Here is a 24,416-nt window from a genome sequence, read left to right on the forward strand (position 1 = left end):
CTCAGGCCGCTTTGATAACTAGCAAAAAATATTATTTCTTGCTGACATAATCACGGGCAGTATAACCGGTATACAGCTGACGTGGCCGACCGATTTTATGGCCTTTATCCGACAGCATTTCATCCCAGTGTGAGATCCAGCCGACAGTACGTGACATGGCGAAGATCACGGTGAACATACTGGTTGGAATACCAATAGCTTTTAAGATGATACCAGAGTAGAAATCGACGTTTGGATACAGTTTCTTCTCGATAAAGTACGGGTCTGACAGCGCAATACGCTCCAGCTCCATCGCCACATCCAGCAGTGGATCCTTAATATTCAGCTCGCTCAGTACCTCATGGCAGGTTTCACGCATCACTTTAGCCCGTGGGTCAAAGTTCTTGTACACGCGATGACCAAAGCCCATCAGACGGAAAGAGTCATTCTTGTCTTTGGCGCGGGCGACGAATTCAGGGATACGATCAACAGAACCAATTTGTTGTAACATCTTCAGGCAGGCTTCGTTGGCGCCACCGTGTGCCGGGCCCCATAACGATGCCACACCTGCGGCGATACAGGCATAGGGGTTAGCGCCCGATGAACCGGCTAAGCGTACTGTTGAGGTTGAAGCGTTCTGCTCATGGTCAGCGTGCAGCATAAAGATGCGGTCCATTGCTTTCGCTAATACCGGGCTGACTTTGTACTCTTCCGCCGGCACTGAGAACATCATATGCAGGAAGTTTTCTGAGTAGCTCAAATCGTTGCGTGGATACACAAACGGCTGGCCAACTGTATATTTATAAGCCATAGCTGCGATGGTTGGCAGCTTGGCGATTAAACGGTGCGCGCTACGCTTGCGCTGCATCGGATCGTTAATGTCCAAATCTGAGTGATAGAAAGACGACATCGCGCCTACTACGCCACACAGCATCGCCATAGGGTGCGCATCAACACGGAAACCCTGGAAAAAAGCTGCGATTTTCTCGTGAACCATGGTGTGACGGGTGATGGTTTTTACGAAATCCTGATACTGCTGTTCAGTGGGTAATTCACCTTCTAACAGTAAATAACAGGTTTCCAGATAGTTTGATTTTTCAGCAAGTTGTTCAATCGGATAACCGCGGTGCAGCAATACGCCATTGTCGCCATCGATATAGGTAATCTTCGATTCACAGGAGCCGGTAGACATAAAGCCCGGGTCAAAAGTGAAGTAGCCCTGTTGCCCGAGAGTACGTACGTCGATTACGTCAGTGCCTGCCGTGCCAGCGTAGATCGGTAGCTCGAAGGTCTTACCATCAATCTGCACGACGGCCTTTTTATCTGCCATTGGATTTCTCCTATTGTTGTAGTATCGGATATTAGGGTTTGGGCTATTCTACTCGCAAACCACACCTGAAAGTCAATTCTAAAGACTAATCGTTGAATAAGTATTCGACTCTAGTCGTATTGCTGCTTTTGACAATTTATGTAACTTTTCACCTGCGGAATTTTCCGTGTAAAACCAAACAAAAATTGTAATAGCCTTTTATGAAATATATACTATTGGCGGCGTAAAAGCAGTTCACCTGACACCAGCTTTTTTGCTGAACCAGCTTGGGGCATAAAGAGTATATTGGCGTTGGGATGTCACTGGTTTTACAGCGACAATAATGACAACTACGCTCTACACGGGCATCGATGGGCAAGAAACTGTGAAAAAGCAAAGACCAATAAATCTCGATTTATCGACTATCTCTCTACCTGCGACTGCCAAAGCTTCTATTCTGCACCGGGTTACTGGTGTGGCAATGTTTTTCGCACTGCTGTTTGTGATTTGGGCATGGGCGACTTCATTGCAAAGCGCAGAAGGCTTTGACTACGTGAAGTCCTTGCTAAATTCACATTTAGCGAAATTTATCGCTTGGGGCACTATCACGGTACTGATTTACCACCTGTTGGGTGGCATTCGCCATATGATTATGGACCTGGGGCACTGGGAAGAACTGAAGTCCGGTAACCTGAGTGCAAATCTGACCATAGGTTTGTGGATTGTATTAGCCGTTTTAGCAGGAGTTTGGGTATGGTTCTGAATCAGGCAAGCCTGAAGCGCGATGGCGTTCAGGATTATGTTTCTCTGCGCGCGTCGGCTGTTGTGCTGGCGTTATATAGCTTGTTTATCCTGGGTTTCTTCCTGTTCACTCCCGAAGTGACCTTTGAAGTCTGGCATGCACTGTTTGCCAACCTCTTTGTAAAAGTATTTACCTTACTTGCCCTGATCTCTATCGCTATCCATACCCGTATCGGGTTATGGCAGGTACTGACTGACTATGTCAAATGCGCTCGCTTACGCGCCGCATTGCAGTTTGTACTTTATGTGATTGCCTTCGCGTATGTGGCAGTAGGTTTATTTGTGTTGTGGGGTGCTTAAGTGACTATTCCAGTAAGAGAATTTGATGCCATCGTTATTGGGGCCGGTGGTGCAGGTATGCGTGCGGCGTTACAGATCACCCAGTCTGGTTTAACTTGCGCCTTATTGTCTAAAGTGTTTCCAACCCGTTCGCACACTGTATCTGCCCAGGGCGGTATTACGGTCGCACTGGGTAATTCCCACGAAGATAACTGGGAGTGGCACATGTTCGATACCGTTAAGGGTTCGGACTATATCGGTGACCAGGACGCCATTGAATATATGTGTAAGACCGGCCCGGAAGCTATTACCGAGCTGGAAAATATGGGCTTACCGTTCTCTCGTTTTGAAAACGGCCGCGTCTATCAGCGCCCATTTGGCGGTCAGTCGAAGAATTTTGGTGGTGAGCAGGCTGCCCGTACTGCTGCCGCTGCTGACCGTACTGGCCATGCACTGTTACACCTGCTGTATCAGCAAAACGTTAAAAACCGTACCCAGGTGTTCTCTGAGTGGTACGCGCTGGATCTGGTAAAGAATCAGGACGGTGCTGTAGTAGGTTGTACCGCTATCGATATCGAGACCGGTGAAATTGTTTACTTCAAAGCCAAAGCGACCGTATTAGCAACAGGTGGTGCCGGCCGTATTTACGCTTCGACGACGAATGCGCACATCAATACCGGTGACGGTGTTGGTATGGCCTTGCGTGCTGGTGTACCGCTGCAGGATATGGAAATGTGGCAATTCCACCCAACAGGTATTGCCGGCGCCGGTACCCTGGTTACTGAAGGTTGTCGTGGTGAAGGTGGCTATCTGCTGAATAAAGACGGCGAGCGCTTTATGGAGCGGTATGCACCAAACGCCAAAGACTTAGCCGGCCGTGACGTGGTAGCCCGCGCCATGATGACCGAAATCCGTGAAGGCCGCGGTTGTGATGGTCCTTGGGGTGTCCATATCAAGCTGAAACTGGATCACTTAGGTGAAGAGGTTCTGGAAAGCCGTCTGCCAGGTATTTGTGAATTGTCACGTACTTTTGCGCACGTTGATCCGGTAAAAGAACCAATTCCGGTTATCCCAACCTGTCACTACATGATGGGTGGTATTCCAACCAACGTCCATGGTCAGGTGATTTCGCCAAAAGCTGACGGCTCAGAAGCGGTGGTGCCTGGCTTATTTGCCTGCGGTGAAATTGCTTGTGTATCGGTACATGGTGCTAACCGTTTAGGCGGTAACTCACTGTTAGACTTAGTGGTGTTTGGCCGTGCTACTGGCTTACACCTGGGCGAAGCGCTGGCTGCTACCGCAGAAGCCCGTGCCGCCTCTGCTGACGATATTGATGCTGCTCTGGCCCGCACCCGTCGATGGGAAGACAGCAAACCAGGTCAGGGTGAAGATCCGGTACAGATTAAGAAAGACCTGCAAAACTGCATGCAACTTAACTTCTCGGTATTCCGTGAAGGTCAGGCGATGGCCGAAGGTCTGCAACAGTTAAAAGAAATCCGTGAGCGGCTGAAGTTTGCCCGTCTGGATGACAAGAGCTCAGATTTCAATACCCAGCGTATTGAATGTTTAGAGCTGGACAACCTGATGGAAACCGCTTACTCAACTGCGGTAGCAGCGAACTTCCGTACTGAAAGCCGTGGTGCCCATGCCCGTTTTGACTTCCCGGATCGTGATGATGAAAACTGGTTATGCCACAGTGTTTACACACCGGATACTGAATCTATGTTTAAGCGTAAAGTGAATCTGGAACCGAAGTTCCGTGAAGCTTTCCCGCCAAAAGCACGTAAGTACTAAGAGGGGCCACAACGATGCAGAAGTTAGTATTTTCCATCTATCGTTATAACCCTGATGTCGACCAAGCGCCGCGCATGCAGGATTACACGCTGGATAACCCGGAAGGCCGGGATATGATGGTGCTGGATGCACTGTTAAAGTTAAAAGAGCAGGACCCTACCTTGTCGTTCCGTCGCAGCTGCCGTGAAGGTGTTTGCGGTTCAGATGGTCTGAACATGAACGGCAAAAACGGTCTGGCTTGTATTACGCCATTATCTGCCGTTGGTTTAAAAGGCGGCAAGATTGTATTGCGGCCACTGCCAGGTTTACCGGTAATCCGCGATCTGGTGGTAGATATGAGCCAGTTCTACACCCAGTATGAGAAGGTAAAACCGTACCTGATCAACGACAGCAAGTTACCACCAGCGGGTGAGTTCCTGCAGTCGCCGGAAGAACGTGCTAAACTTGACGGCCTGTACGAATGTATTTTATGTGCTTGTTGTTCGACCTCTTGTCCGTCGTTCTGGTGGAACCCGGATAAGTTTATCGGCCCGGCTGGTTTACTGCATGCCTACCGCTTCCTGGCTGACAGTCGCGATACTGCGACTGAACAACGCTTAAATGATCTTGACGACGCTTTCAGCGTGTTCCGCTGCCACGGTATTATGAACTGTGTCAACGTCTGTCCAAAAGGACTGAACCCGACTAAAGCTATCGGACAGATCAAATCGATGTTGTTAAACCGGGCGCTGTAATGCGCCCTTTTTTAGTATTTAACTGAAACTGTCCGGGCTGCATGCAGCACGGCAGTTTTTTTGCTAATTTTTCCAGGTGCTCAGAAATAAGGGAAACTAAATGCACGAAGGTGTAATGAAGGCGTGGTTAGAGTCTTCACATCTTGGCGGTGGCAACATGGCCTATGTGGATGAACTCTATGAATCCTACTTAGCAGAGCCCACCAGTGTTGGTGACGAATGGCGCGAATTTTTTGCCAAGTTACCAAAAATCGATGGGGTCGATCTCGAAACCCGGCACAGTGATGTCCGGCAACAGTTTGCTGAACTGGCTAAAAACAAACACCGTGAAGTGGTGGTCGTCAATAGCGGCAGTGGTGCCGACAGCCGTCAGGTCAAAGTGCTGCAATTAATCAACTCCTATCGGTTCCGTGGTCACCAGCATGCCAATCTTGACCCGCTGAATTTATGGAAGCAACCCAGGGTACGTGACCTTGAATTGTCTTACCATGAACTGTCTGAAGCTGATTACGATACAGAGTTCCATGTTGGATCATTCGCAGCTGGTCAGGAAACGATGAAATTAGGCGATTTGCACAAAGCCCTGGAGCGCACTTATTGCGGCTCTATTGGTGCTGAGTATATGCACATCGTATCGACTGATGAAAAACGCTGGATCCAGCAACGTTTGGAGAGCATTCAGTCACAGCCTCGCTATGATAAAGCTACCAAGTTACAGATCTTAAAAGGTCTGGTTGCCGCTGATGGCCTGGAAAAATATTTAGGGTCAAAATTCCCGGGTGCCAAACGCTTTGGTCTGGAAGGTGGCGATGCCATGATCCCGATGCTCAAAGCGATGATCCACCGTGCCGGTGAGCAGGGCGCACAGGACTCTGTTATCGGTATGGCACACCGTGGCCGCTTAAATACGCTGATCAACGTACTGGGTAAAAACCCGTCAAAATTATTTGACGAGTTCGCCGGTAAATACGAAGTGGTGGGTGCCGGTGACGTGAAATACCACATGGGTTTCTCGTCTGACTTTGAAACCAAAGGTGGTATCGTCCATTTAGCCCTGGCGTTTAACCCGTCGCATCTGGAAATTGTTAACCCGGTAGTGTTAGGTTCAGTGCGCGCCCGCTTAGATCGTCGTGGTTGCACTGACGGCTCTTTAGCACTGCCAATTACTATTCACGGTGACTCTGCGTTTGCCGGTCAGGGTGTGGTAGCCGAAACCTTTAACCTGTCGCAAACCCGTGCCTTTAAAGTGGGTGGCACCGTGCGGATCGTGATTAACAACCAGGTTGGCTTTACCACCTCTAACCCGGAAGACACGCGTTCTACACCTTACTGTACTGATATCGCTAAGATGGTACAGGCGCCAATTTTCCACGTTAACGGTGATGACCCGGAAGCCGTCGTATTTGTGGCACAACTTGCCGTAGATTACCGCAACACCTTTAAACGCGATGTGGTGATTGACCTGGTTTGTTATCGTCGTAATGGCCACAACGAAGCGGATGAGCCGAATGCGACCCAACCGCTGATGTACCAGAAGATTAAGAAGCACCCGACGCCGCGTGAAATCTATGCCGAGAAACTGCAGTTAGAAGGCATTGTGACGGCGGACGAGGTTAAGGCGCTGATTGATGGTTATCGTGATGCCCTGGACAAAGGTGATTGCGTAGTAGAAGAACTGCGTCCTATGGCTCCTACTTCAGTTGATTGGACGCCATACCTGAATAAAGATTGGGATAGTCCTTACGACGCCAGTGTACCGGTGGAGAAACTGGTCGCGCTGGGTGAAAAAGCGATCCAGGTTCCAGCCGCACATGCTTTACAACGTCAGGTCGGTCGTGTTTACGAAGACCGCGCCCTGATGCTAAAAGGTGAGAAGAAAATCGATTGGGGCTTTGCTGAAATTCTGGCCTACGCTTCTACGGTTGCCGAAGGTAGCCGGGTGCGGATTGTTGGTCAGGATTCTGGTCGTGGTACCTTCTTCCATCGCCATGCAGTACTGCACAGTCAAACTGATGCCAGCACTTATACGCCACTTGAGCATATTGACGAGAAACAGGGTGTGTTTCAGGTCTATGACTCGGCGTTGTCTGAAGAAGCGGTATTGGCCTTTGAATATGGTTATGCCACCGCAGAACCTCGCGCCATGGTGATCTGGGAAGGTCAGTTTGGTGACTTCGCCAACGGTGCCCAGGTGGTCATTGACCAGTTCTTAAGTTCAGGCGAGCAGAAGTGGGGTCGTCTCTGTGGTTTAACGCTGTTATTACCACACGGTTACGAAGGCCAGGGCCCGGAGCACTCTTCAGCCCGTTTGGAGCGTTTCCTGCAACTGTGTGCCGACCACAATATGCAAGTCTGTGTGCCAACCACACCGGCTCAGGTATTTAATATGTTGCGTCGGCAGATGGTGCGGCCAATGCGCCGGCCATTGATCGTGATGTCGCCAAAATCGTTACTGCGTCACCCACTGGCAACCTCTACGCTGGAAGAGCTGGCGTCAGGCGTCTACCATAACGTGATTGGCGAGATTGACGAGCTGAACCCGGCCGATGTGAAACGCGTGGTGTTCTGTAGCGGTAAGGTGTACTACGAACTGCTGGAAGAGCGGCGTAAGCGCGAGCAGAAAGACGTGGCGATCATCCGGGTTGAGCAGCTGTATCCATTCCCGCATCAGGAAATGGCGCAAGCGCTGGCAGCCTATCAGCATGTCACCGATTTCGTCTGGTGTCAGGAAGAGCCGCAAAACCAGGGTGCCTGGTACTGCAGTCAGCACCATTTCTGGGCTGCTATTCCGCAAGGCGCTAAGCTGACCTATGCCGGTCGTGAAGCTTCGTCTTCACCTGCTGTTGGTTACCTGTCGGTACATAACAAGCAGCAGCAAGCGCTGGTAAATGACGCCCTGACACTGAAATAAAACGCTTTGCAGCCCGCTGTGGCGGGCTGTTATAACTGATAAGACCAACCGTTAAAGGTGAAAAAGTGGAAATTAAAGTACCCGTATTACCGGAATCTGTTGCAGATGCAACTATCGCCACCTGGCACGTAAAAACCGGTGAAGCCGTAAGCCGTGATCAGGTATTAGTCGATATCGAAACCGACAAAGTTGTGCTGGAAGTCGTCGCTCAGGCCGATGGCGTGATGGGCGAGATCCTGCATGATGTTGGCGCCACTGTAACTGCTGAGCAGGTCATTGGTAAGATGTCTGCCGGTGGTGCACCAGCTGCGAAAGCTGACGCACCAAAAGCAGAGACTGCACCAGCCGCCGCTGCGCCAGCTGCCAGCGATGACAGTGATGATGCCTTAAGCCCGTCAGTGCGTCGTTTAATTGCCGAAAAAGGTCTGGATGCCAGCAAAATCAAAGGCACCGGCAAAAACGGCCGTGTCACCAAAGAAGACGTTGAAAAATTCTTAGCCGGTGCACCTGCTAAAGCCGCTGCGCCTGCCGCTACCGCACCTGTGGTTGCTGCCGGTGACCGTAGCCAGAAACGCGTACCGATGACCCGTTTGCGTAAGACCATCGCGAACCGCTTACTGGAAGCGAAAAACTCTACCGCTATGTTAACGACGTTCAATGAAGTGAACATGAAGCCCATTATGGATCTGCGTAAGCAGTATCAGGACGTGTTTGAGAAGCGTCATGGTATCCGTTTAGGTTTTATGTCGTTCTATGTTAAAGCAGTTACCGAAGCCCTGAAACGCTTCCCGGAAGTGAATGCGGCGATCGATGGTGATGATATCGTTTATCACAACTACTTCGATGTCAGTATCGCGGTATCTACACCTCGTGGTCTGGTAACGCCAGTACTGCGTGACTGTGACAAGATGAATCTGGCCGAAATCGAAAAAGCGATTAAAGATCTGGCCATCAAAGGCCGTGATGGCAAGCTGGCGATGGACGACCTGATGGGCGGTAACTTCACTATCACTAACGGTGGTGTGTTCGGCTCTCTGATGTCTACGCCAATTATCAATCCACCACAGTCCGCTATTTTGGGTATGCACAAGATCCAGGACCGCGTGATGGTGGTAGACGGTAAGATGGAAATTCTACCAATGATGTATCTGGCGCTGTCTTACGACCACCGGATTATCGATGGTAAAGAGTCTGTGGGCTTCCTGGTTACTGTAAAAGAGTTACTGGAAGACCCAACCCGTATTCTGCTGGATATCTAAGCGGTAAAAGCGGATAAAAATGCTGTTGTTTGCGCAACAGCGTTTTTAAATACATCGGGTTGGCGCTATAATGCGCGCCGACCTAAACGACAGGCTGCGATAACTGCAGCCTTCAATCAAAAATGAACGGAAAATAGCCATGAATTTGCACGAGTATCAGGGTAAGCAACTGTTTGCCCAATATGGTTTGCCTGTATCTAAAGGCATCGCTGCAGCCACTGTAGAAGAAGCAGTTGCCGCAGCTGATCAGATCGGCGGCGATATGTTTGTTGTTAAGGCTCAGGTTCACGCTGGTGGCCGCGGTAAAGCGGGCGGCGTAAAGCTGGTCAAGAGCAAGGACGAAATTCGCGCCTTCGCAGAAAAATGGCTGGGTAAGAATCTGGTAACTTACCAGACAGACGAGAAAGGTCAGCCAGTTAGCCGTATTCTGGTAGAAACCTGTACTGATATCGCCAAAGAGCTGTATTTAGGTGCGGTAGTGGATCGCTCTTCACGCCGTATCGTGTTTATGGCCTCTACTGAAGGTGGCGTGGAAATTGAAAAAGTTGCCCACGAAACCCCGGAAAAAATCTTAAAAGCCACTGTTGACCCACTGGTTGGCGCTCAGCCATACCAAGGTCGTGAACTGGCATTCAAACTGGGCCTGGAAGGCAAGCAAGTTAACCAGTTTGTTAAAATCTTCTTAGGTTTAGCGAAACTGTTCCAGGATAAAGATCTGGCGCTGTTAGAAGTAAACCCACTGGTTATTACACCAGCCGGCGATCTGCACTGTTTAGATGCCAAGCTGGTTATCGATGGTAACGCCTTATACCGTCACCCGGATTTAAAAGCGATGCAGGATCCGTCACAGGAAGATCCTCGTGAAGCTCACGCGGCATCATGGGAACTGAACTATGTTGCTTTAGGTGGTGATATCGGTTGTATGGTTAACGGTGCCGGCTTAGCCATGGGTACCATGGACATCGTAAAATTACACGGTGGCCAACCAGCTAACTTCCTGGACGTTGGCGGCGGCGCGACCAAAGAGCGCGTTGTAGAAGCATTCAAAATTATCCTGTCTGACGCTGCCGTTAAAGCAGTATTTATCAATATCTTCGGTGGTATCGTGCGTTGTGACATGATCGCTGAAGGTGTGATCGGCGCCGTAAAAGAAGTTGGCGTTAAAGTACCGGTAGTCGTGCGGTTACAAGGTAACAACGCTGAACTGGGCGCGAAGGTACTGTCAGAAAGTGGCCTGAACATTATTGCTGATACCGACTTAACTGGCGCTGCCCAGAAAGTGGTTGCAGCTGCGGCCAAGGCATAAGGGGTAAGCAATGAGCGTTTTAATTAACAAAGACACCAAAGTAATTTGTCAGGGTTTCACTGGCGCCCAGGGTACTTTCCACTCTGAGCAAGCTATTGCTTACGGTACCAAAATGGTTGGCGGTGTAACACCGGGTAAAGGCGGTCAAACGCATTTAGGTCTGCCAGTGTTTAACACGGTAAAAGAAGCGGTTGACGCCACTGGCGCAGAAGCTTCTGTGATCTATGTACCAGCACCATTCTGTAAGGATTCTATCCTGGAAGCAGCTAACGCCGGTATCAAACTGATCGTCTGTATCACTGAAGGTATCCCGACGTTAGATATGCTGGATGCCAAAGTAAAATGTGACGAATTAGGCGTACGCTTAATCGGCCCGAACTGCCCAGGCGTCATCACGCCAGGTGAATGTAAGATTGGTATTATGCCAGGCCACATTCACAAGCCAGGTAAAGTCGGTATCGTGTCACGTTCAGGCACCCTGACTTATGAAGCCGTTAAGCAAACCACTGATTACGGTTTTGGTCAGTCTACCTGTGTTGGTATCGGTGGTGACCCAATCCCGGGTTCTAACTTTATCGATATTCTGAAGTTATTCCAGGAAGATCCTCAAACTGAAGCCATCGTGATGATCGGTGAAATCGGTGGTTCTGCTGAAGAAGAAGCTGCAGCTTACATCAAAGCACACGTCACTAAGCCAGTGGTATCTTATATTGCCGGTGTCACTGCACCTGCTGGTAAGCGCATGGGCCATGCTGGCGCCATCATCTCTGGTGGTAAAGGTACTGCTGATGAGAAATTTGCTGCGTTAGAAGACGCTGGTGTAAAAACCGTGAAGAGCTTAGCCGATATCGGTAAAGCCCTGAAAGAGCTGACTGGCTGGTAAGCTATTACTGTGTTAGTCTGAAAACCCGCTCATCTGAGCGGGTTTTTTTGTTAATGAATTTAGGTAATCCGATGCTTTGGCAAGATTTAACCCGGCTGAATCGCTACGAGCGATACTGGTTAGCCGTGTTCTTACTGATTATTACGCTCAGTACGCTCTGGTTTAGCAGTACGGGCACTGATTGGCAAAGCTGGCGTTCAATTACACTGAACTGGCTGATCAGCCCGCTGAGTGCTATCAGCGGCGTGCTTTGCGTGGTGATGGTGGCCAAAGGCTTACTGTCAAACTGGATTTGGGGCCTAATCAGTGCCAGCAGCTACGGCCTGATTGCCTGGACCTCAGGCTATTATGGTGACTGGTTATTAAATTGGTTTTACTTTTTACCGGCACAATTCTTTATTTATTATAGTTGGCGCCATCAGTTACACAGTGAAACCCGACAGGTCAGGGTGCGGCGTCTCGGTTGGCATTGGTGTTGGGTGCTGTTACTGGTAGGGTTTGGTATTACAGCCTTAGCGCAAATGCTCAATGGCCTGGATGGCTTTATCAGTGACGCGTTAAAGCGCAACTCTGCGGTCTATGATAGCCTGCAGACGTTGACGGGTTTTGGCCTGAGTGGCCCTTTACTGGATGCCAGCACGGTGGTACTGCAAATTACCGCACAATTGTTAATGATCCGGATGTTTGCTGCGCAGTGGCCATTCTGGATAGCCACCAATGTGCTGACCATCTTTGCCTGGAGTCTGGTGCTGTTAACCACGCCGGACTCAGCGCCTTATGCGGTTCCTACCTTATTAATGTGGATCGCCTTTTTAGTTAATTCAGTATATGGTGCCGTTAGCTGGCATCGTGGAGCGAAAGCAGCGTGAACAGAGTAGGGGTTTTCCCGGGTAAATTTTTACCGCCACACCGTGGTCATTTGACCGCCATTTTACGCGCCCATGCGCTCTGCGATGAACTCTATGTGGTGATCAGTGAGCGGCCACAGGAAGATGGTGAACTCTGCGCCCAGGCCGGTATTCCTTATATCGATGGGGTCCTGCGCCAACGCTGGTTATCGCAGGAGCTGCAAGGCCTGGGTATTAAGGTGCTGTTACAACAGGAAGGGCATATTCCGCCTTTTCCTCAAGGTTGGGGCGAGTATGCGGCCTTATTGCGGCAAAGTGTACCGGTACCTTTTCAGCTGATTTTCGGTGGTGAAGAAAGCTACCGCACTGGTCATCAGCAGCATTTTCCGGATATTCAGTATCAGGTGTTGGATCCACAGCGTACCCAGTGGCCGATTAGTGGCACTGAGATCCGCAATCATCCCTATTTACACTGGGATTATATTGCTGGTGCCGCGCGGCCATTTTTTGCCCGTAAGGTACTGATTACCGGGCCTGAGTCTTGTGGTAAAACGACGTTAACCCGCAAGCTGGCAAAGGTGTACTGCACCTCCTGGTCAGAAGAGCTGGGGCGGGATTATCAGGAAGAGGTGGTCGGCGGTAATGGCGATCTCTTTAACCTGGAAGATTTTAATCGTATTACCCATCTGCAGTATGAGCAGGATTATCAGGCGCTACGCAGTGCCAACAAAGTCTGTTTTTTTGATACCGATGCGGTGGTAACCGCCTTTTTTAGTCAGGTGTTTCTTGGTCAGTTGGCCAGCCGGATTGAAAGCTTTATCGACCCCAACAAGTATGACTTGATTATCGCGCTGGAGCCAACGGTGCCCTGGGTGGCGGATGGTATGCGTGAACTGGGCGATCCCGATGTGCGTCAGCAAAGCTTCGAGCAGTTATTGGCGCTTTATCAGCAGTACGGTTTTCCCGCTGAACGGATCCTGCGGGTCAGTTCAGCTAATTATTATGAACGGCTGGAGGCTTGTATCGGCGCTGTTGATGCCTTATTGGCCGCCAGATAGCACTGGGCGGAAAATCTCAGTAGGCATTACAGCCAGATATAGCCAGCGGGCTTTTCGCTGCTATAATGCCGCATCATTTATGTATTCGTTTTATAGGATTATGCAGTTTATGTCGGACGTCGCGAATCGCCCAACTAACTTTATCCGGCAAATTATTGATGCCGATCTGGCCAGTGGCAAACATCACAGTGTGCAAACCCGTTTTCCGCCTGAACCAAACGGTTATTTGCATATCGGCCATGCAAAATCGATTTGTTTAAACTTTGGCATCGCCGAAGATTATCAGGGGCAGTGTAATCTGCGTTTTGACGACACCAACCCTGAAAAAGAAAACGTTGAATTTGTGGAATCGATTCAGCGCGACGTGAACTGGCTGGGCTTTCAGTGGTCCGGTACAGTGCGTTACTCTTCTGATTATTTCGAGCAGCTGTATGGTTATGCTGTTGAGCTGATCAACAAAGGCCTGGCTTATGTTTGTTTCCTGAATGCGGAGCAAATGCGTGAATACCGCGGTAATCTGACCCAGCCTGGCAAACCCAGCCCATACCGCGACACCAGCCCGGCAGAGAATCTGGCGCTGTTTGAAAAAATGCGTGCCGGTGGTTTTAAAGAGGGTGAATGTTCCCTGCGCGCAAAAATTGATATGGCCTCCAGCTTTATCTGTATGCGGGACCCGGTGATTTACCGGATTAAGTTTGCCCATCACCATCAAACCGGTGATAACTGGTGCATTTACCCGATGTACGATTTTACCCATTGTATTTCGGACGCGCTGGAAGGTATTACGCACTCGCTGTGTACGCTGGAGTTTCAGGATAACCGCCGTCTATATGACTGGATCCTGGATAACATCACCATTCCTTGTCACCCGCAGCAAATCGAATTTTCGCGCTTGAATCTGGAATTTGCAGTGATGAGTAAGCGTAAGCTGCAAACACTGGTTGAGCAACAGCTGGTCAGTGGCTGGGATGATCCGCGGATGCCGACCATTGCCGGTTTGCGCCGTCGTGGCTACACGCCATCCGCGATCCGTGAATTCGCCAAGCGCATCGGTATTACCAAACAAGATAACGTGATTGAGATGAGCGCGCTGGAAGCCTGTATCCGGGAAGATCTGGATGCGACAGCACCGCGGGCGATGGCTGTACTGGACCCAATCAAAGTGACCATTACTAACTATCCGGCCGACAAGCTGGAGTGGTTAACTGCGCCGAACCATCCAAAAGAAGATATGGGTGAGCGTAAACTACCATTTGGCCGTGAGCTCTATATTGACCGTGCTGACTTCCGGGAAGAAGCCAACAAAAAGTATAAGCGGCTGGTGTTAGGTGGCGATGTGCGGCTGCGCAATGCTTATGTGATCCATGCCGATGAAGTGATTAAAAATGAGCAGGGCGAAGTGATCGCGCTGAACTGTACTTATCTGCCGGAAACCCTGGGGGAAAACCCGGCCGATGGTCGTAAGGTTCGCGGCGTGATCCATTGGGTTGAACAAAGTCAGGCCCTGCCTGCCGAGTTCCGGGTGTATGACCGTCTGTTCAGCGTGGCCAATCCGGCGGCGGAAGAAGACTTTATCAGCACGGTAAATCCTAACTCACTGGTAGTGAAGCACGGCTTTGCCGAACCCTCGCTGCAAACCGCGGTTGCGGAAAAGGCGTATCAGTTTGAACGCGAAGGTTATTACTGCGCCGATAACAGGGACTCACAGCCCACCAAGCTGGTATTTAACCGTACCGTCGGCTTGCGTGATAGCTGGGGTAAAGACGAAGAGTAAGCTGCGTTAAAGGCGGCAGGCGTTAGCCTGCCGCTACCTCTGATATTGCTGCAACAGCTATTTTGGTCACTGCTATTTCTTTAACAGCATGCCAACCCCAATAATGGCGGCAATAGCCCCGCCCACCAAAAACCAGATGGCATTATCAGTGGGATTCCCGGTCACCATCTCAGTTACTTTGGATGCCGTTGAATTGTACTCGGTATAACCGAAATACAGTAGGATGGCGCCTGCTACCAGTAAAGCTAGTCCGATTATCTTATTCATCACATTCTCCTGTTGTGTTACGGTGTTAAAAGCAGTTAACTTTAGGTTCTGAGGTGACCGCGATGGTCAACATACTGTTTTACTGTAGCTAAATTAACTTAACTTTGGGTGAATTCTTTAGCGGATGAAGTGATGGAAATTTTTTTAGCCGTTTTATTCTTTGCTTTTTCGACAACGATTACGCCGGGACCGAATAACATTATGATTATGTCTTCCGGAGTAAACTACGGTGTTAAAGCCAGTTTGCCGCATTGGCTGGGGATCTGTCTCGGTTTCCCGCTGATGGTGTTATTGGTGGGGCTGGGCTTTGGTCTGGTATTTGACCGTTATCCGCATCTGCATCAGTTAATTAAAGTGTTAGGTACCGCCTATCTGTTATATCTGGCATGGAAAATTGCCAGCGCACGGCCGGAAACCATTGCCACTGGCAAGAGTAAGCCACTGAATTTCTGGCAAGCTGCCGCCTTCCAATGGGTTAATGGTAAAGCCTGGGTGATGGCCTCAGGCGCTGTTGCGGCCTTTACCTCGGTAACCGGTGTCTATTGGTGGCAGGTATTGATGATTACGCTGGCCTTTTTACTGGTGGCCTTTCCCTGTGTTGGCGTCTGGATGCTGTTCGGAGCTGGGCTGCGTAAGCTGTTGAATAATGCTGTGGCGCAGCGGATCTTTAATCTGCTGATGGCTCTGATCCTTTTACTGTCAGTGTTACCTGTTGTGATCGAAATCTGGCAGTATTACCTCAGTCCTGCCCAATAGCGGATAACAGTGATGAATGCAGCAGCAGAGAAAGTGGCACTGGAGCATGAAGCCGCCCGGATCTTTATGCGGCACTATGAGCAGCGTTTTGGCATTAAGATGCGGCATATCTGGCACAATGAACCCAGACGGCCGGATGTGTCATGTTATTACGATAGTCAACGTCTGGATTTGGAAATTGCGCATCTCTATGGCAGTGAAGCCGAAGCCATGCATATCCTGGGGCGGGAGCTTAGCCAGCAAACGCATCAGGAATTACTGGCTTTATTGCGCTTACCGGTCGAGCAGCGGATGTTGGAGGCGTTAAACCGTATTATCTGTAATAAAGCCCAAAAATACTATGACAGCCAGCGGGTCTGGCTGGTGATCCGCAATGCTAACCCATTGTGGCGGCGCGAAGATATGCTGGCACACTGTGACAAACTGCATTTACCCAAGCTGCATCCGTTTGAGCAGATCTGGGTGGTGGGCGATATGTTGGGCATCTCCGGCATTTTACCGTTATTTCCACTGACCTTACTGCACGCTGAGGCGACGCTGTGCTAGGGCATTACCGTGCGCTGGCACGCGGCTTAAAGCCCTGGCGACTGCTGCTATTGCTGGCGGCCTTGCTAACGGCTGCGGGTTTTATCTGGCAGTTATTACCGGGGAACGGGCAGGGACCTTATTTGCTACCCACCCTGGTTAGCGCCATCTTGTTCCTGTGTTTACTGTTGTTAGTGCAATTTTTCGGCACCGAGCGGCCAGCACCCGTCAGTCGCTGGCGGCGTGCTTTGGCGATGCTGTGGCAAGGGTTACTGGCAGCACTCCTGACGCTGATCTTGCTCAGCTGGTTTTTTCTGTTTTTAAAAGCCTTATCCGCTATAATCCGCCTGCATTTTTTTTAGGTCCAGGCTATGTCAAGCGATAATACCCGTAAGCTGCGCTGGGAAATCTTCTGCAGCGTTGTAGATAACTTTGGCGATATTGGCATTTGCTGGCGCCTGTGCCGTCAGTTAGCTGCCGAATTCCAGTTACCGGTCCGGCTATGGGTTGATGATTTGGCGAGTTTTCAGCGGATCTGTCCTGACGTTGAACCTACTTTGCCGGAACAACACCTGGCTGGGGTAGTGATTTGTCACTGGCAACCGGATCTCAACTGGCGCACTATCACGCCGGCAGAGGTGGTGATTGAGGCGCTGGCCTGCACCATTCCCTTTGCCTATCAGCAGCAGATGGCCGTGCAGGCCGTGCCTCCGCTGTGGCTAAATCTGGAGTACCTGTCAGCTGAAGCCTGGGTGGAAAACTGTCATACACTGGCCTCACCACAGCCGCAATTACCGCTGAATAAATACTTCTTTTTCCCAGGCTTTACTGCAAAAACCGGTGGTTTACTCCGCGAGCAGCAGCTAATCACACAACTGAACCAGTTTGCCAGTGACCGGGCCGCACAGCAGCGTTTCTGGCAGCAATTACAGCTGGATGATGCTTTAGACTTCTCCCGCCGGATTTCGCTATTTGCTTATTCGCAGCAGCAACTGGCTGGTTTATTGCAGCTCTGGCAACAGCAAGCCGACAGTACCCTATGCCTGATCCCGGAAGGTACCCTGGCAGAGCAAGCGATGGCGCTGTGTCCTGGTTTGGCGCGGGGTAAACCCTGGCAACAAGGGCAGCTTAAACTCTGTATTTTGCCGTTCTTACCACAACCCGATTATGATTTACTGCTAGCGGCCTGTGATATCAACTTTGTCCGTGGGGAAGACTCGATCATTCGTGCCCAGTGGGCGGCGAAACCCTTTATCTGGCAAATCTACCGCCAGGCGGAACAGGCTCATCTGGAAAAGTTATCTGCGTTCTATCAACGTTATAGTCAGAATTGGCCGCCACAGCTGGCAACGGCAGTCTGGCAATTCTGGTTAGGCTGGAATACCGAGCAGGCGCTTAGCAGCACTTGGCTGGACTTTGTACAGCAACTTGATGAAATAGAACAAAAAAACCGGGAGTGGCGGGCGCAGCTTATCGCCAATGGCGATCTTGCGACTAACCTCGTGCGTTTTGTTGAAAAAAAAATTATAATGCCTCGCAATTTTTCCTAACCAGAAGATCTTTTTATTATGATGAAGACAGCTCAAGAAGTCCGCGCCGGCCAGGTAATCATGGTTGGTAACGAAGCCATGGTAGTGATCAAAGCCGAATTTAACAAATCAGGCCGTAACGCTGCTGTAGTTAAAATGAAATTAAAGAACCTGCTGAACGGTCAGGGTACAGAAACGGTTTACCGTGCTGATGACAAGTTTGAGCAAGTGATGCTGGAAACCAAAGAAGTTACCTATTCTTACTTCGCCGATCCGATGTACGTGTTTATGGATGCTGAGTACAATCAGTATGAGATCGAAGCCGAATATATGGGCGAAGCCCTGAAATATCTGGTTGATGGCATGGAGTGTTCAGTCGTGTTCTACGGTGAGCGTCCAATCTCTGTTGATCTGCCAACTGTGGTCGTGCGCACTGTCACTTACACTGAACCAGCCGCCCGTGGCGATACCTCTGGTAAAGTGATGAAGCCAGCGAAAATCGAAACCGGTTTTGAACTGATGGTGCCTGCTTTCGTGGAAGAAGGTGACAAGATCGAAATCGATACCCGTACCGACGAGTACCGCAGCCGCGCCAAATAATGGCCGGTAACAAAAAAGGCGCGTCAGCGCCTTTTTTACTGTTGCTCTCTTTTTACTGCTCTCTCTTATTGCTTAACACAGCCGGACCCCTGCCATGACTAACAACGATATCCTGCGTCGGTTACGCTATATTCTAAACATCAACAACAGCAATCTGGCAGCAACCTTTGCGCTGGGCGGCCTGGTCGCCACTAAGGAGCAAATTATTAGCTGGTTGGCCAAGGACGAAGATCCGGAATTTGTTGCCTTGCTGGATATTGAATTGGCGCAGTTTTTAAATGGCCTGATCACCAGCAAAAGAGGGATGCGCGAAGGCGAACAACCGGTTGCGGAGAGTCGGCTGAATAATAACCTGATCCTGCGTAAATTGAAGATTGCGTTCAATCTGCGCGATGACGACTTTCTGGAATTGCTGCAATTGGCCAATTTCCGGCTTGGTCGCTCAGAGCTGAGTGCCTTTTTCCGTAAACCCGATCACCCGCACTACCGGCAATGTCAGGCGCAGGTGTTGCGCAATGTGTTAAAAGGCCTGCAGTTAAAACTGCGCCCGGGCACTAGCGAGTAAATTTCTGCGCTAACTGCTTTGTACTAACAAATCGCCCAGGGTGATGTGTGGGTGGCTTTTTTTCAGCTGGCTCAGAAACAATAGGGCGCAACCGTAGGCATCTTCCAGCGCATGATGCTGAGCACTGACCGGCAATTTATGCCGGGCCAGAGATTGCGGCAAGCGCAGTGCATCCTTTTTCATCACCGTGCCTTGTTTTTGCATACGGTGCCATTCGATATTCAGCGTATCCATAAACTGCATGTTCGGCGCCTTGCCAAACAAGCGTTGATACGCAATTTGTAAAAAGGCCCGGTCCAGCCGGCAGTGATGTGCGACAAACACATAGCCGGCATAGTCCTGTAATAGTTGCAGCAATACATCTGCCAGCTCGCTGGCGTTTTTCAGATCCTTGTCATGCACGCCATGATAAATAGCACTCTGGCCGACACTGGTTGGTGGTCGGAATAAATAATGTCTGGCTTCACTTAAACAGATTTGTTGGTTGCGAATAGGTACCCAGCCGATACTGACGATATGATCTTGTTTGGCATGCAGGCCGGTGAGCTCTAAATCCAGTGCCAGATAATGGCAATCCCGGGCCGGTGTGTTGGCTGCAGGGATACTGACCTGATTAAAGGCTTGTACTGCGCTATAAAGTGGTGGTTTTTTCTTCAGCCAACCCAACATTTTTATACCTCCTTACAGAACCGGTGTTTAAGGGAGGATTGGGCGGCGTTGATTACCGCAAAGCTGTCCTTTAGCTGATGACGTTGCAGACCGGAGAGCACTGCCGGATCCAGCAAATTGCTGGCATCGTGCCCCTGATCCAAATCATGCAAATGCTTATCCCAGCGCAGCTGTGCCAGGACATCAAAGGCGTCGCATAAATTCTGAGTATCCTTACTGTCCAATACGCCGTCTACGGCCAGTTGCTGCAGGCGGCTGCGGGTATTGACTTCCAGCACGCCGTTAGCCAGCGCATAGACCCGGACAATATCGGTGATTAAACTGATGCCACGCTTTTTCAGGTCCAGGCCTTTTTTCTGTTTGCCATCATGTTCCAGAATAAAATTCCGCAGGAAACTCAGCGGCGCGGTGCGTTGTAACGCGGTCTGCGCCATATGCATTAGAAACAGCGAGTTATTGGTGCGCGCCAGAATATCCTGTTGCAAGGCATTAAACAGGCCTTTCGAGCCTTCGACGACCCGCATATCAAAGAAGATGGTCGATTTTAAGATCGCATCCGGGGTGGGGGCGGCGATCCATTTGCTAAATTTGCCGGACCAGCCTTTCAGGCTCATCCTTAGTTCCGGGTTAGACGCCATAATATTACCCGGACAGAGTTTAATACCGCAGCGCGCCAGGCCCTGGCAGACGAAGTCAGCCAGTTGACTGAAATAGTCGGCAACGTCGCCGACCGGCTCTTTTTCCAGCAACAGCGCATTATCCTGATCGGCGTTGATACTTTGATCCATTCTGGCTTGCGAGCCAAAGCTAAGCCAGCTAAATACACAGGGGGCGGGGCCGAGCTCCTGCTGGGCCAGCTTAATCAGGCGCTGGGTAAAGGCGTCAGTAATGGTAGTGATAATATGGCCAGCCTCATAAGCCGGCACCTGCTGTTTACCGAGGATTTGCGCCAGATTATTGATTTGCAGGCTGCAGTGCTCCAGGCCATCCAAACTGGATTGACGATGGATCTCACCAATCAGATAGACCGGGTGATCTTGCTGCGAGCGGATAATATCGGTGGCGGTAATCATACTGAAACTTAAACCCTGATCGACCACCGGTAAATGATGTACATTAAAGCGGCTCATCAGTTGTACCGCTTCAAATAAATAAGCATGCTTTTCAATGGTATAGGGCTTAGGCGTCATCACCTCTTTAATAGCGGTAGTGGGAGGCAGGCCAGCCGCCAGCACCCGGCTACGCAGGTCGCGGTCAGTTAGAATGCCAATCAAACGGTTATCATCTTCCACCAACAGGGATGAAACCCGTTTTTCTGACATCAGCCGGGCCGCTTGCTGCACATCCTGTTCGCCACTGATCGCGACTTTTCTGGCCTGCACGATATCGGCAACCTTTAGCGTAAAACGCGAGCTTTGTTGCTCTTTATACTGATGTAACCGGCGGCCAAACAGGCGCTGAAAGAAAATATCAATATTTTTGTACTGATAACGCAGCTGATGAAACACATCACTGGGTAACCAGTACACCAGGCCATCTTCTTCACAGACCAGCCGGTCGTTGTCAGCCAGACCGGTAAGCAGCAGCTGGTAACCATAAAAGTCGCCTTCTTCCAGCTTGGTCAGCAGTTGTTGCTGGTCACTGAAAAGGGCGAAGATGCCGGTGCGGACAATCAGCAGCCGCTCCTGATTGATTTCAAGATGCTCACCGGCCTGGCAATAGTAAACATTAAAATGCGCGGCTAACTCGGCAAGTTGCGCCAAACCCAGTTGTTCAAAAGGAATGGTTTGTTTTAAAAAATTGGTAACTTCAGCAACTTCCATAACTTAACCTTAGTGATAACACTTATTCCTGGCACAGGTACTGGTACAACAGATCGCTGGTTTCCAGCGGGAACCACTCAGCCCCCAGCTCAGCTCCGGGCTGTGGGATTTCCAGGCTATCGGTAAAGTCGGCCCTGGCCTGTTTGCCACAGTGCACAACCTGTGGGATCCGACGCGCGCTCATCCGGCGCTCAAAAATATAGAGGTCGACCAGATACACCTCCGGATTACGTTGATTGCGGGCTGCGTTTTCGATATCGGCAGCCAAAAATCGCATCGTTTGTGGATATAAATAACTCCAGGGCCGCCAGGCGGCGGTTTCTTCCACGGTACGAACCACCTTTACTCCTGCGGGTAACAGGCTGCTTTGATGGTCAAACCAGGTATATTCATTAACAATCTGATAGCCGAGCATACCGGCACCGGCGGCAACCGGAATAATCCAGCTCGGTAACTTTTTAAGTGTTAGTAATCTGAGTACCAGCGCGATACCGGCAGCACCTAAACCAGCAGAAAAAGTTGCAATTAATTCCCACAACATAGTTATCTTCCTAAAAATTCGGGCTTTCTGTTGAAAGCCCGAGTGTACTGCAGAAGTCTCGTTTCTGCTATCTAAGCAGGTAGTGCTTAGTGGTCAACAGCGGCACCGGCACCTTTTGGATAGCGGACGCTTTCAACCAGTTCCTGGATTTCTTTCGGTGGTGCTGCAGTGACAGATGACACAGCAAAAGCAACCACGAAGTTAATCATGGCACCCACAGCACCGAAAGACAGTGGAGAGATACCTAAAATCCAGTTATCTACAGTATTTGGTAACATGTTAGTACCTGGGATAAAGAACCAGCCCAGATAGGTAAAGATATACAGCAAGGTGACAACCAGACCGGCTAACATACCGGCGATGGCGCCCTGACCGGACACGCGTTTTGAGAAAATACCCATCATCAGTGCCGGGAACAGGGTAGCAGCAGCGATACCAAACGCCAGCGCGACCACCTGTGCGGCGAACCCGGGCGGATTAAGCCCCAGATAGGTTGCCAGTAAAATGGCACCAGCCATAGAAATCCGGGCGGCTAACATTTCACCTTTTTCACTGATTTGCGGGTTAATGATATTTTTGATCAGGTCGTGGCTGATAGCCGAGGAAATTGCCAACAGCAGACCGGCGGCAGTAGACAGTGCCGCGGCAATACCACCGGCAGCAATTAAGCCCACGACCCAACCTGGCAGATTAGCAATCTCAGGGTTTGCCAGTACCAGAATATCATTGTTTACTGTCAGCTCGTTACCAGCCCAGCCGCGCTCCTCTGCTTTCGCAGCGAATGCTGGCGTCTCGTTATACAGCTGAATACGACCATCATTATTTTTATCTTCCCAACGGATTAAACCAGTTTGTTCCCAGTTCTTGATCCAATCCGGCCGCTCAGCATAATTAATCGCATCCGCTGTTGGACCGGCAGGGTAGATAGTGGTTAACAGGTTTAAGCGCGCCATAGATGCCACTGCTGGTGCAGTTAAATACAGCAGCGCAATAAACACTAGCGTCCAGCCGGCAGACCAGCGGGCATCGGCAACCTTAGGTACGGTGAAGAAACGAATAATCACGTGCGGTAAACCGGCAGTACCGATCATCAGTGACAGGGTAAATAACACCATATTCAGCTTGTTGCTGACGTCAGCGGTATAATCCTGGAAGCCCAGTTCACGCACAATTTCATCCAGCTTCACCAGCAACGGTTGACCGGATTCAACGTGGGTGCTGAACATACCAAACATTGGAATAGGGTTGTTGGTCAATTGCAGTGAGATAAATACTGCAGGGATGGTATAGGCAATAATCAGTACCACATACTGGGCAACCTGAGTGTAAGTGATACCTTTCATGCCGCCAAATACCGCGTACACGAACACCACACCTGCCGCAATCCAGATCCCGGTTGCAGAGCTCACTTCCAGGAAGCGGGAGAAGGCAACACCAGCACCAGTCATCTGGCCGATTACATAGGTTACCGACATAATGATCAAACATACCACAGCCGTTAAGCGCGCGCCCTTGCTGTAAAAGCGATCGCCGATAAAATCAGGTACAGTAAACTTACCGAATTTGCGTAAGTAGGGTGCTAACAGCATCGCCAGTAGTACATAACCACCGGTCCAGCCCATCAGAAAGGTTGAGTTGGCATAACCGCCAGCGGCGATTAAGCCGGCCATAGAAATGAAAGATGCCGCTGACATCCAGTCGGCGGCGGTTGCCATACCGTTAGTGACAGGGTTAACGCCACCACCGGCAACATAGAATTCTTTGGTAGAGCCGGCACGCGCCCAAATGGCGATACCGATGTAGAGCGCAAAGGAGGCGCCTACAAAGATTAAATTTATTGCAAATTGACTCATGCCAATCACTCCTCTACACCGTATTCTTTATCTAACTTATTCATTTTCCAGGCGTAAATGAAGATGATAGCGATAAAGGTTATGATAGAACCTTGCTGTGCGAACCAAAAGCCAAGGTCAGTACCGCCAACACTGATGCCGGCAAGCATGGGTCTGAGCAAGATCGCAAAGCCATATGATACGAGTGCCCAGACAAACAGGCTAATCGATATGTAGCGCAAGTTAGCGCTCCAGTACGCGGCGGCATTCATGTTATGATCTGCCATAGTTGTGTCTCCTTTAGTTTATTTTTTATCGAGCAAGTTTAATCTAGCAGCAGTTAGCCAAGGCGCTAGCCCGACTTTAGTCGAAGG

At 50.2% G+C, this 24,416-nt stretch carries 23 protein-coding genes and 1 pseudogene; 17 read left to right on the forward strand and 7 right to left on the reverse strand.

All coding sequences use genetic code 11. The features are described from left to right. Window positions 1-31: 31 nt before the first annotated feature. A complete protein-coding gene (gene gltA / locus AJE_RS16875; protein ID WP_008951862.1) occupies window positions 32-1,309 on the reverse strand; it encodes a citrate synthase in 1,278 nt (425 codons plus the stop codon). A 364-nt stretch (window positions 1,310-1,673) separates the two neighbouring features. Here gltA and sdhC point away from each other — a divergent pair, with 364 nt between their 5' ends. From sdhC to glnS, 11 genes and pseudogenes are all read left to right on the forward strand, one after another. Continuing rightward, window positions 1,674-2,051: a succinate dehydrogenase, cytochrome b556 subunit gene (gene sdhC / locus AJE_RS16880; RefSeq protein WP_138984257.1), complete on the forward strand. Its 378-nt coding sequence runs from the start codon at window positions 1,674-1,676 to the stop codon at window positions 2,049-2,051. Then, the gene (gene sdhD / locus AJE_RS16885; RefSeq protein ID WP_008951864.1) at window positions 2,042-2,389 is read left to right on the forward strand and encodes a succinate dehydrogenase, hydrophobic membrane anchor protein; all 348 of its coding nucleotides are present in this window, start codon (window positions 2,042-2,044) and stop codon (window positions 2,387-2,389) included. Before sdhC ends, sdhD begins: the two co-directional genes overlap by 10 nt. After that, a complete protein-coding gene (sdhA, locus tag AJE_RS16890) occupies window positions 2,390-4,162 on the forward strand; it encodes a succinate dehydrogenase flavoprotein subunit (protein WP_008608255.1) in 1,773 nt (590 codons plus the stop codon). Window positions 4,163-4,176: 14 nt separating this feature from the next. Further along, window positions 4,177-4,896, forward strand: coding sequence for a succinate dehydrogenase iron-sulfur subunit (locus AJE_RS16895; RefSeq protein WP_008608256.1), 720 nt, complete (start codon window positions 4,177-4,179; stop codon window positions 4,894-4,896). Window positions 4,897-4,996: 100 nt separating this feature from the next. Then, window positions 4,997-7,807 (forward strand): 2-oxoglutarate dehydrogenase E1 component, encoded by a 2,811-nt coding sequence (locus AJE_RS16900; protein ID WP_008951865.1) that lies wholly within the window; start codon window positions 4,997-4,999, stop codon window positions 7,805-7,807. A 62-nt stretch (window positions 7,808-7,869) separates the two neighbouring features. Next, window positions 7,870-9,066: pseudogene (gene odhB, locus AJE_RS16905) on the forward strand (2-oxoglutarate dehydrogenase complex dihydrolipoyllysine-residue succinyltransferase); the annotation flags it as partial. Window positions 9,067-9,205: 139 nt separating this feature from the next. Beyond that, window positions 9,206-10,372 (forward strand): ADP-forming succinate--CoA ligase subunit beta, encoded by a 1,167-nt coding sequence (gene sucC / locus AJE_RS16910; protein WP_008951867.1) that lies wholly within the window; start codon window positions 9,206-9,208, stop codon window positions 10,370-10,372. Between the two features lie 10 nt (window positions 10,373-10,382). Continuing rightward, window positions 10,383-11,255, forward strand: a complete 873-nt coding sequence (sucD, locus tag AJE_RS16915) for a succinate--CoA ligase subunit alpha (RefSeq protein WP_008951868.1) — start codon at window positions 10,383-10,385, stop codon at window positions 11,253-11,255. 71 nt (window positions 11,256-11,326) lie between these two features. Then, the gene (gene pnuC / locus AJE_RS16920) at window positions 11,327-12,124 is read left to right on the forward strand and encodes a nicotinamide riboside transporter PnuC (protein ID WP_237709391.1); all 798 of its coding nucleotides are present in this window, start codon (window positions 11,327-11,329) and stop codon (window positions 12,122-12,124) included. After that, window positions 12,121-13,161, forward strand: coding sequence for a multifunctional transcriptional regulator/nicotinamide-nucleotide adenylyltransferase/ribosylnicotinamide kinase NadR (nadR, locus tag AJE_RS16925; RefSeq protein ID WP_008951870.1), 1,041 nt, complete (start codon window positions 12,121-12,123; stop codon window positions 13,159-13,161). The genes pnuC and nadR overlap by 4 nt, the downstream gene beginning before the upstream one ends. Window positions 13,162-13,270: 109 nt before the next feature. After that, the gene (gene glnS / locus AJE_RS16930; RefSeq protein WP_008951871.1) at window positions 13,271-14,935 is read left to right on the forward strand and encodes a glutamine--tRNA ligase; all 1,665 of its coding nucleotides are present in this window, start codon (window positions 13,271-13,273) and stop codon (window positions 14,933-14,935) included. Between the two features lie 72 nt (window positions 14,936-15,007). Here glnS and AJE_RS16935 read toward each other — a convergent pair whose 3' ends face one another. After that, window positions 15,008-15,202, reverse strand: a complete 195-nt coding sequence (locus AJE_RS16935) for a DUF3185 family protein (protein WP_008951872.1) — start codon at window positions 15,200-15,202, stop codon at window positions 15,008-15,010. A 132-nt stretch (window positions 15,203-15,334) separates the two neighbouring features. Between AJE_RS16935 and AJE_RS16940 the strand changes: the two genes are divergently transcribed. The 6 genes from AJE_RS16940 (at window position 15,335) to AJE_RS16965 (ending at window position 19,177) form a co-directional block, all read left to right on the forward strand. After that, window positions 15,335-15,958, forward strand: a complete 624-nt coding sequence (locus AJE_RS16940) for a LysE family translocator (RefSeq protein WP_008608266.1) — start codon at window positions 15,335-15,337, stop codon at window positions 15,956-15,958. A gap of 12 nt (window positions 15,959-15,970) precedes the next feature. Next, window positions 15,971-16,504, forward strand: a complete 534-nt coding sequence (locus AJE_RS16945) for a hypothetical protein (RefSeq protein WP_008951873.1) — start codon at window positions 15,971-15,973, stop codon at window positions 16,502-16,504. After that, entirely contained in the window at window positions 16,498-16,845 is a 348-nt protein-coding gene (locus AJE_RS16950) for a hypothetical protein (RefSeq protein ID WP_008951874.1), read from the forward strand. Before AJE_RS16945 ends, AJE_RS16950 begins: the two co-directional genes overlap by 7 nt. Before the next feature lie 9 nt (window positions 16,846-16,854). Further along, on the forward strand, window positions 16,855-18,033 hold the full coding sequence (gene earP / locus AJE_RS16955; RefSeq protein ID WP_008951875.1) for an elongation factor P maturation arginine rhamnosyltransferase EarP: 1,179 nt from the start codon (window positions 16,855-16,857) through the stop codon (window positions 18,031-18,033). Between the two features lie 21 nt (window positions 18,034-18,054). Next, window positions 18,055-18,612, forward strand: a complete 558-nt coding sequence (gene efp / locus AJE_RS16960; protein WP_008951876.1) for an elongation factor P — start codon at window positions 18,055-18,057, stop codon at window positions 18,610-18,612. Window positions 18,613-18,706: 94 nt separating this feature from the next. Then, complete coding sequence (locus tag AJE_RS16965; RefSeq protein ID WP_008951877.1) at window positions 18,707-19,177, forward strand: YehS family protein; 471 nt, start codon at window positions 18,707-18,709, stop codon at window positions 19,175-19,177. Between the two features lie 9 nt (window positions 19,178-19,186). Here AJE_RS16965 and AJE_RS16970 read toward each other — a convergent pair whose 3' ends face one another. From AJE_RS16970 to AJE_RS16990, 5 genes are all read right to left on the reverse strand, one after another. Then, a complete protein-coding gene (locus AJE_RS16970; protein WP_008951878.1) occupies window positions 19,187-19,846 on the reverse strand; it encodes an exonuclease domain-containing protein in 660 nt (219 codons plus the stop codon). Window positions 19,847-19,848: 2 nt separating this feature from the next. Beyond that, a complete protein-coding gene (locus tag AJE_RS16975; protein ID WP_008951879.1) occupies window positions 19,849-21,669 on the reverse strand; it encodes a DUF294 nucleotidyltransferase-like domain-containing protein in 1,821 nt (606 codons plus the stop codon). Between the two features lie 22 nt (window positions 21,670-21,691). Next, on the reverse strand, window positions 21,692-22,210 hold the full coding sequence (locus tag AJE_RS16980; protein ID WP_008608278.1) for a hypothetical protein: 519 nt from the start codon (window positions 22,208-22,210) through the stop codon (window positions 21,692-21,694). 86 nt (window positions 22,211-22,296) lie between these two features. Continuing rightward, window positions 22,297-24,063, reverse strand: a complete 1,767-nt coding sequence (locus AJE_RS16985; protein WP_008951880.1) for a sodium:solute symporter family protein — start codon at window positions 24,061-24,063, stop codon at window positions 22,297-22,299. A 5-nt stretch (window positions 24,064-24,068) separates the two neighbouring features. Continuing rightward, window positions 24,069-24,329: a DUF4212 domain-containing protein gene (locus AJE_RS16990; RefSeq protein ID WP_008951881.1), complete on the reverse strand. Its 261-nt coding sequence runs from the start codon at window positions 24,327-24,329 to the stop codon at window positions 24,069-24,071. Window positions 24,330-24,416 lie beyond the last annotated feature (87 nt).

It is taken from the genome of Alishewanella jeotgali KCTC 22429 (assembly GCF_000245735.1).
Lineage (GTDB): Bacteria > Pseudomonadota > Gammaproteobacteria > Enterobacterales > Alteromonadaceae > Alishewanella > Alishewanella jeotgali.

Coding starts and splice junctions, on each gene's coding strand:
- AJE_RS16985 (WP_008951880.1), bottom strand. CDS start 24,063: ATGAGTCAATTTGCAATAAATTTAATCTTTGTAGGCGCCTCCTTTGCG.
- sucC (WP_008951867.1), top strand. CDS start 9,206: ATGAATTTGCACGAGTATCAGGGTAAGCAACTGTTTGCCCAATATGGT.
- AJE_RS16990 (WP_008951881.1), bottom strand. CDS start 24,329: ATGGCAGATCATAACATGAATGCCGCCGCGTACTGGAGCGCTAACTTG.
- AJE_RS16935 (WP_008951872.1), bottom strand. CDS start 15,202: ATGAATAAGATAATCGGACTAGCTTTACTGGTAGCAGGCGCCATCCTA.
- AJE_RS16895 (WP_008608256.1), top strand. CDS start 4,177: ATGCAGAAGTTAGTATTTTCCATCTATCGTTATAACCCTGATGTCGAC.
- efp (WP_008951876.1), top strand. CDS start 18,055: ATGAAGACAGCTCAAGAAGTCCGCGCCGGCCAGGTAATCATGGTTGGT.
- AJE_RS16980 (WP_008608278.1), bottom strand. CDS start 22,210: ATGTTGTGGGAATTAATTGCAACTTTTTCTGCTGGTTTAGGTGCTGCC.
- AJE_RS16940 (WP_008608266.1), top strand. CDS start 15,335: ATGGAAATTTTTTTAGCCGTTTTATTCTTTGCTTTTTCGACAACGATT.
- AJE_RS16900 (WP_008951865.1), top strand. CDS start 4,997: ATGCACGAAGGTGTAATGAAGGCGTGGTTAGAGTCTTCACATCTTGGC.
- pnuC (WP_237709391.1), top strand. CDS start 11,327: ATGCTTTGGCAAGATTTAACCCGGCTGAATCGCTACGAGCGATACTGG.
- sucD (WP_008951868.1), top strand. CDS start 10,383: ATGAGCGTTTTAATTAACAAAGACACCAAAGTAATTTGTCAGGGTTTC.
- AJE_RS16970 (WP_008951878.1), bottom strand. CDS start 19,846: ATGTTGGGTTGGCTGAAGAAAAAACCACCACTTTATAGCGCAGTACAA.
- earP (WP_008951875.1), top strand. CDS start 16,855: ATGTCAAGCGATAATACCCGTAAGCTGCGCTGGGAAATCTTCTGCAGC.
- AJE_RS16965 (WP_008951877.1), top strand. CDS start 18,707: ATGACTAACAACGATATCCTGCGTCGGTTACGCTATATTCTAAACATC.
- AJE_RS16945 (WP_008951873.1), top strand. CDS start 15,971: ATGAATGCAGCAGCAGAGAAAGTGGCACTGGAGCATGAAGCCGCCCGG.
- gltA (WP_008951862.1), bottom strand. CDS start 1,309: ATGGCAGATAAAAAGGCCGTCGTGCAGATTGATGGTAAGACCTTCGAG.
- sdhD (WP_008951864.1), top strand. CDS start 2,042: ATGGTTCTGAATCAGGCAAGCCTGAAGCGCGATGGCGTTCAGGATTAT.
- glnS (WP_008951871.1), top strand. CDS start 13,271: ATGTCGGACGTCGCGAATCGCCCAACTAACTTTATCCGGCAAATTATT.
- AJE_RS16975 (WP_008951879.1), bottom strand. CDS start 21,669: ATGGAAGTTGCTGAAGTTACCAATTTTTTAAAACAAACCATTCCTTTT.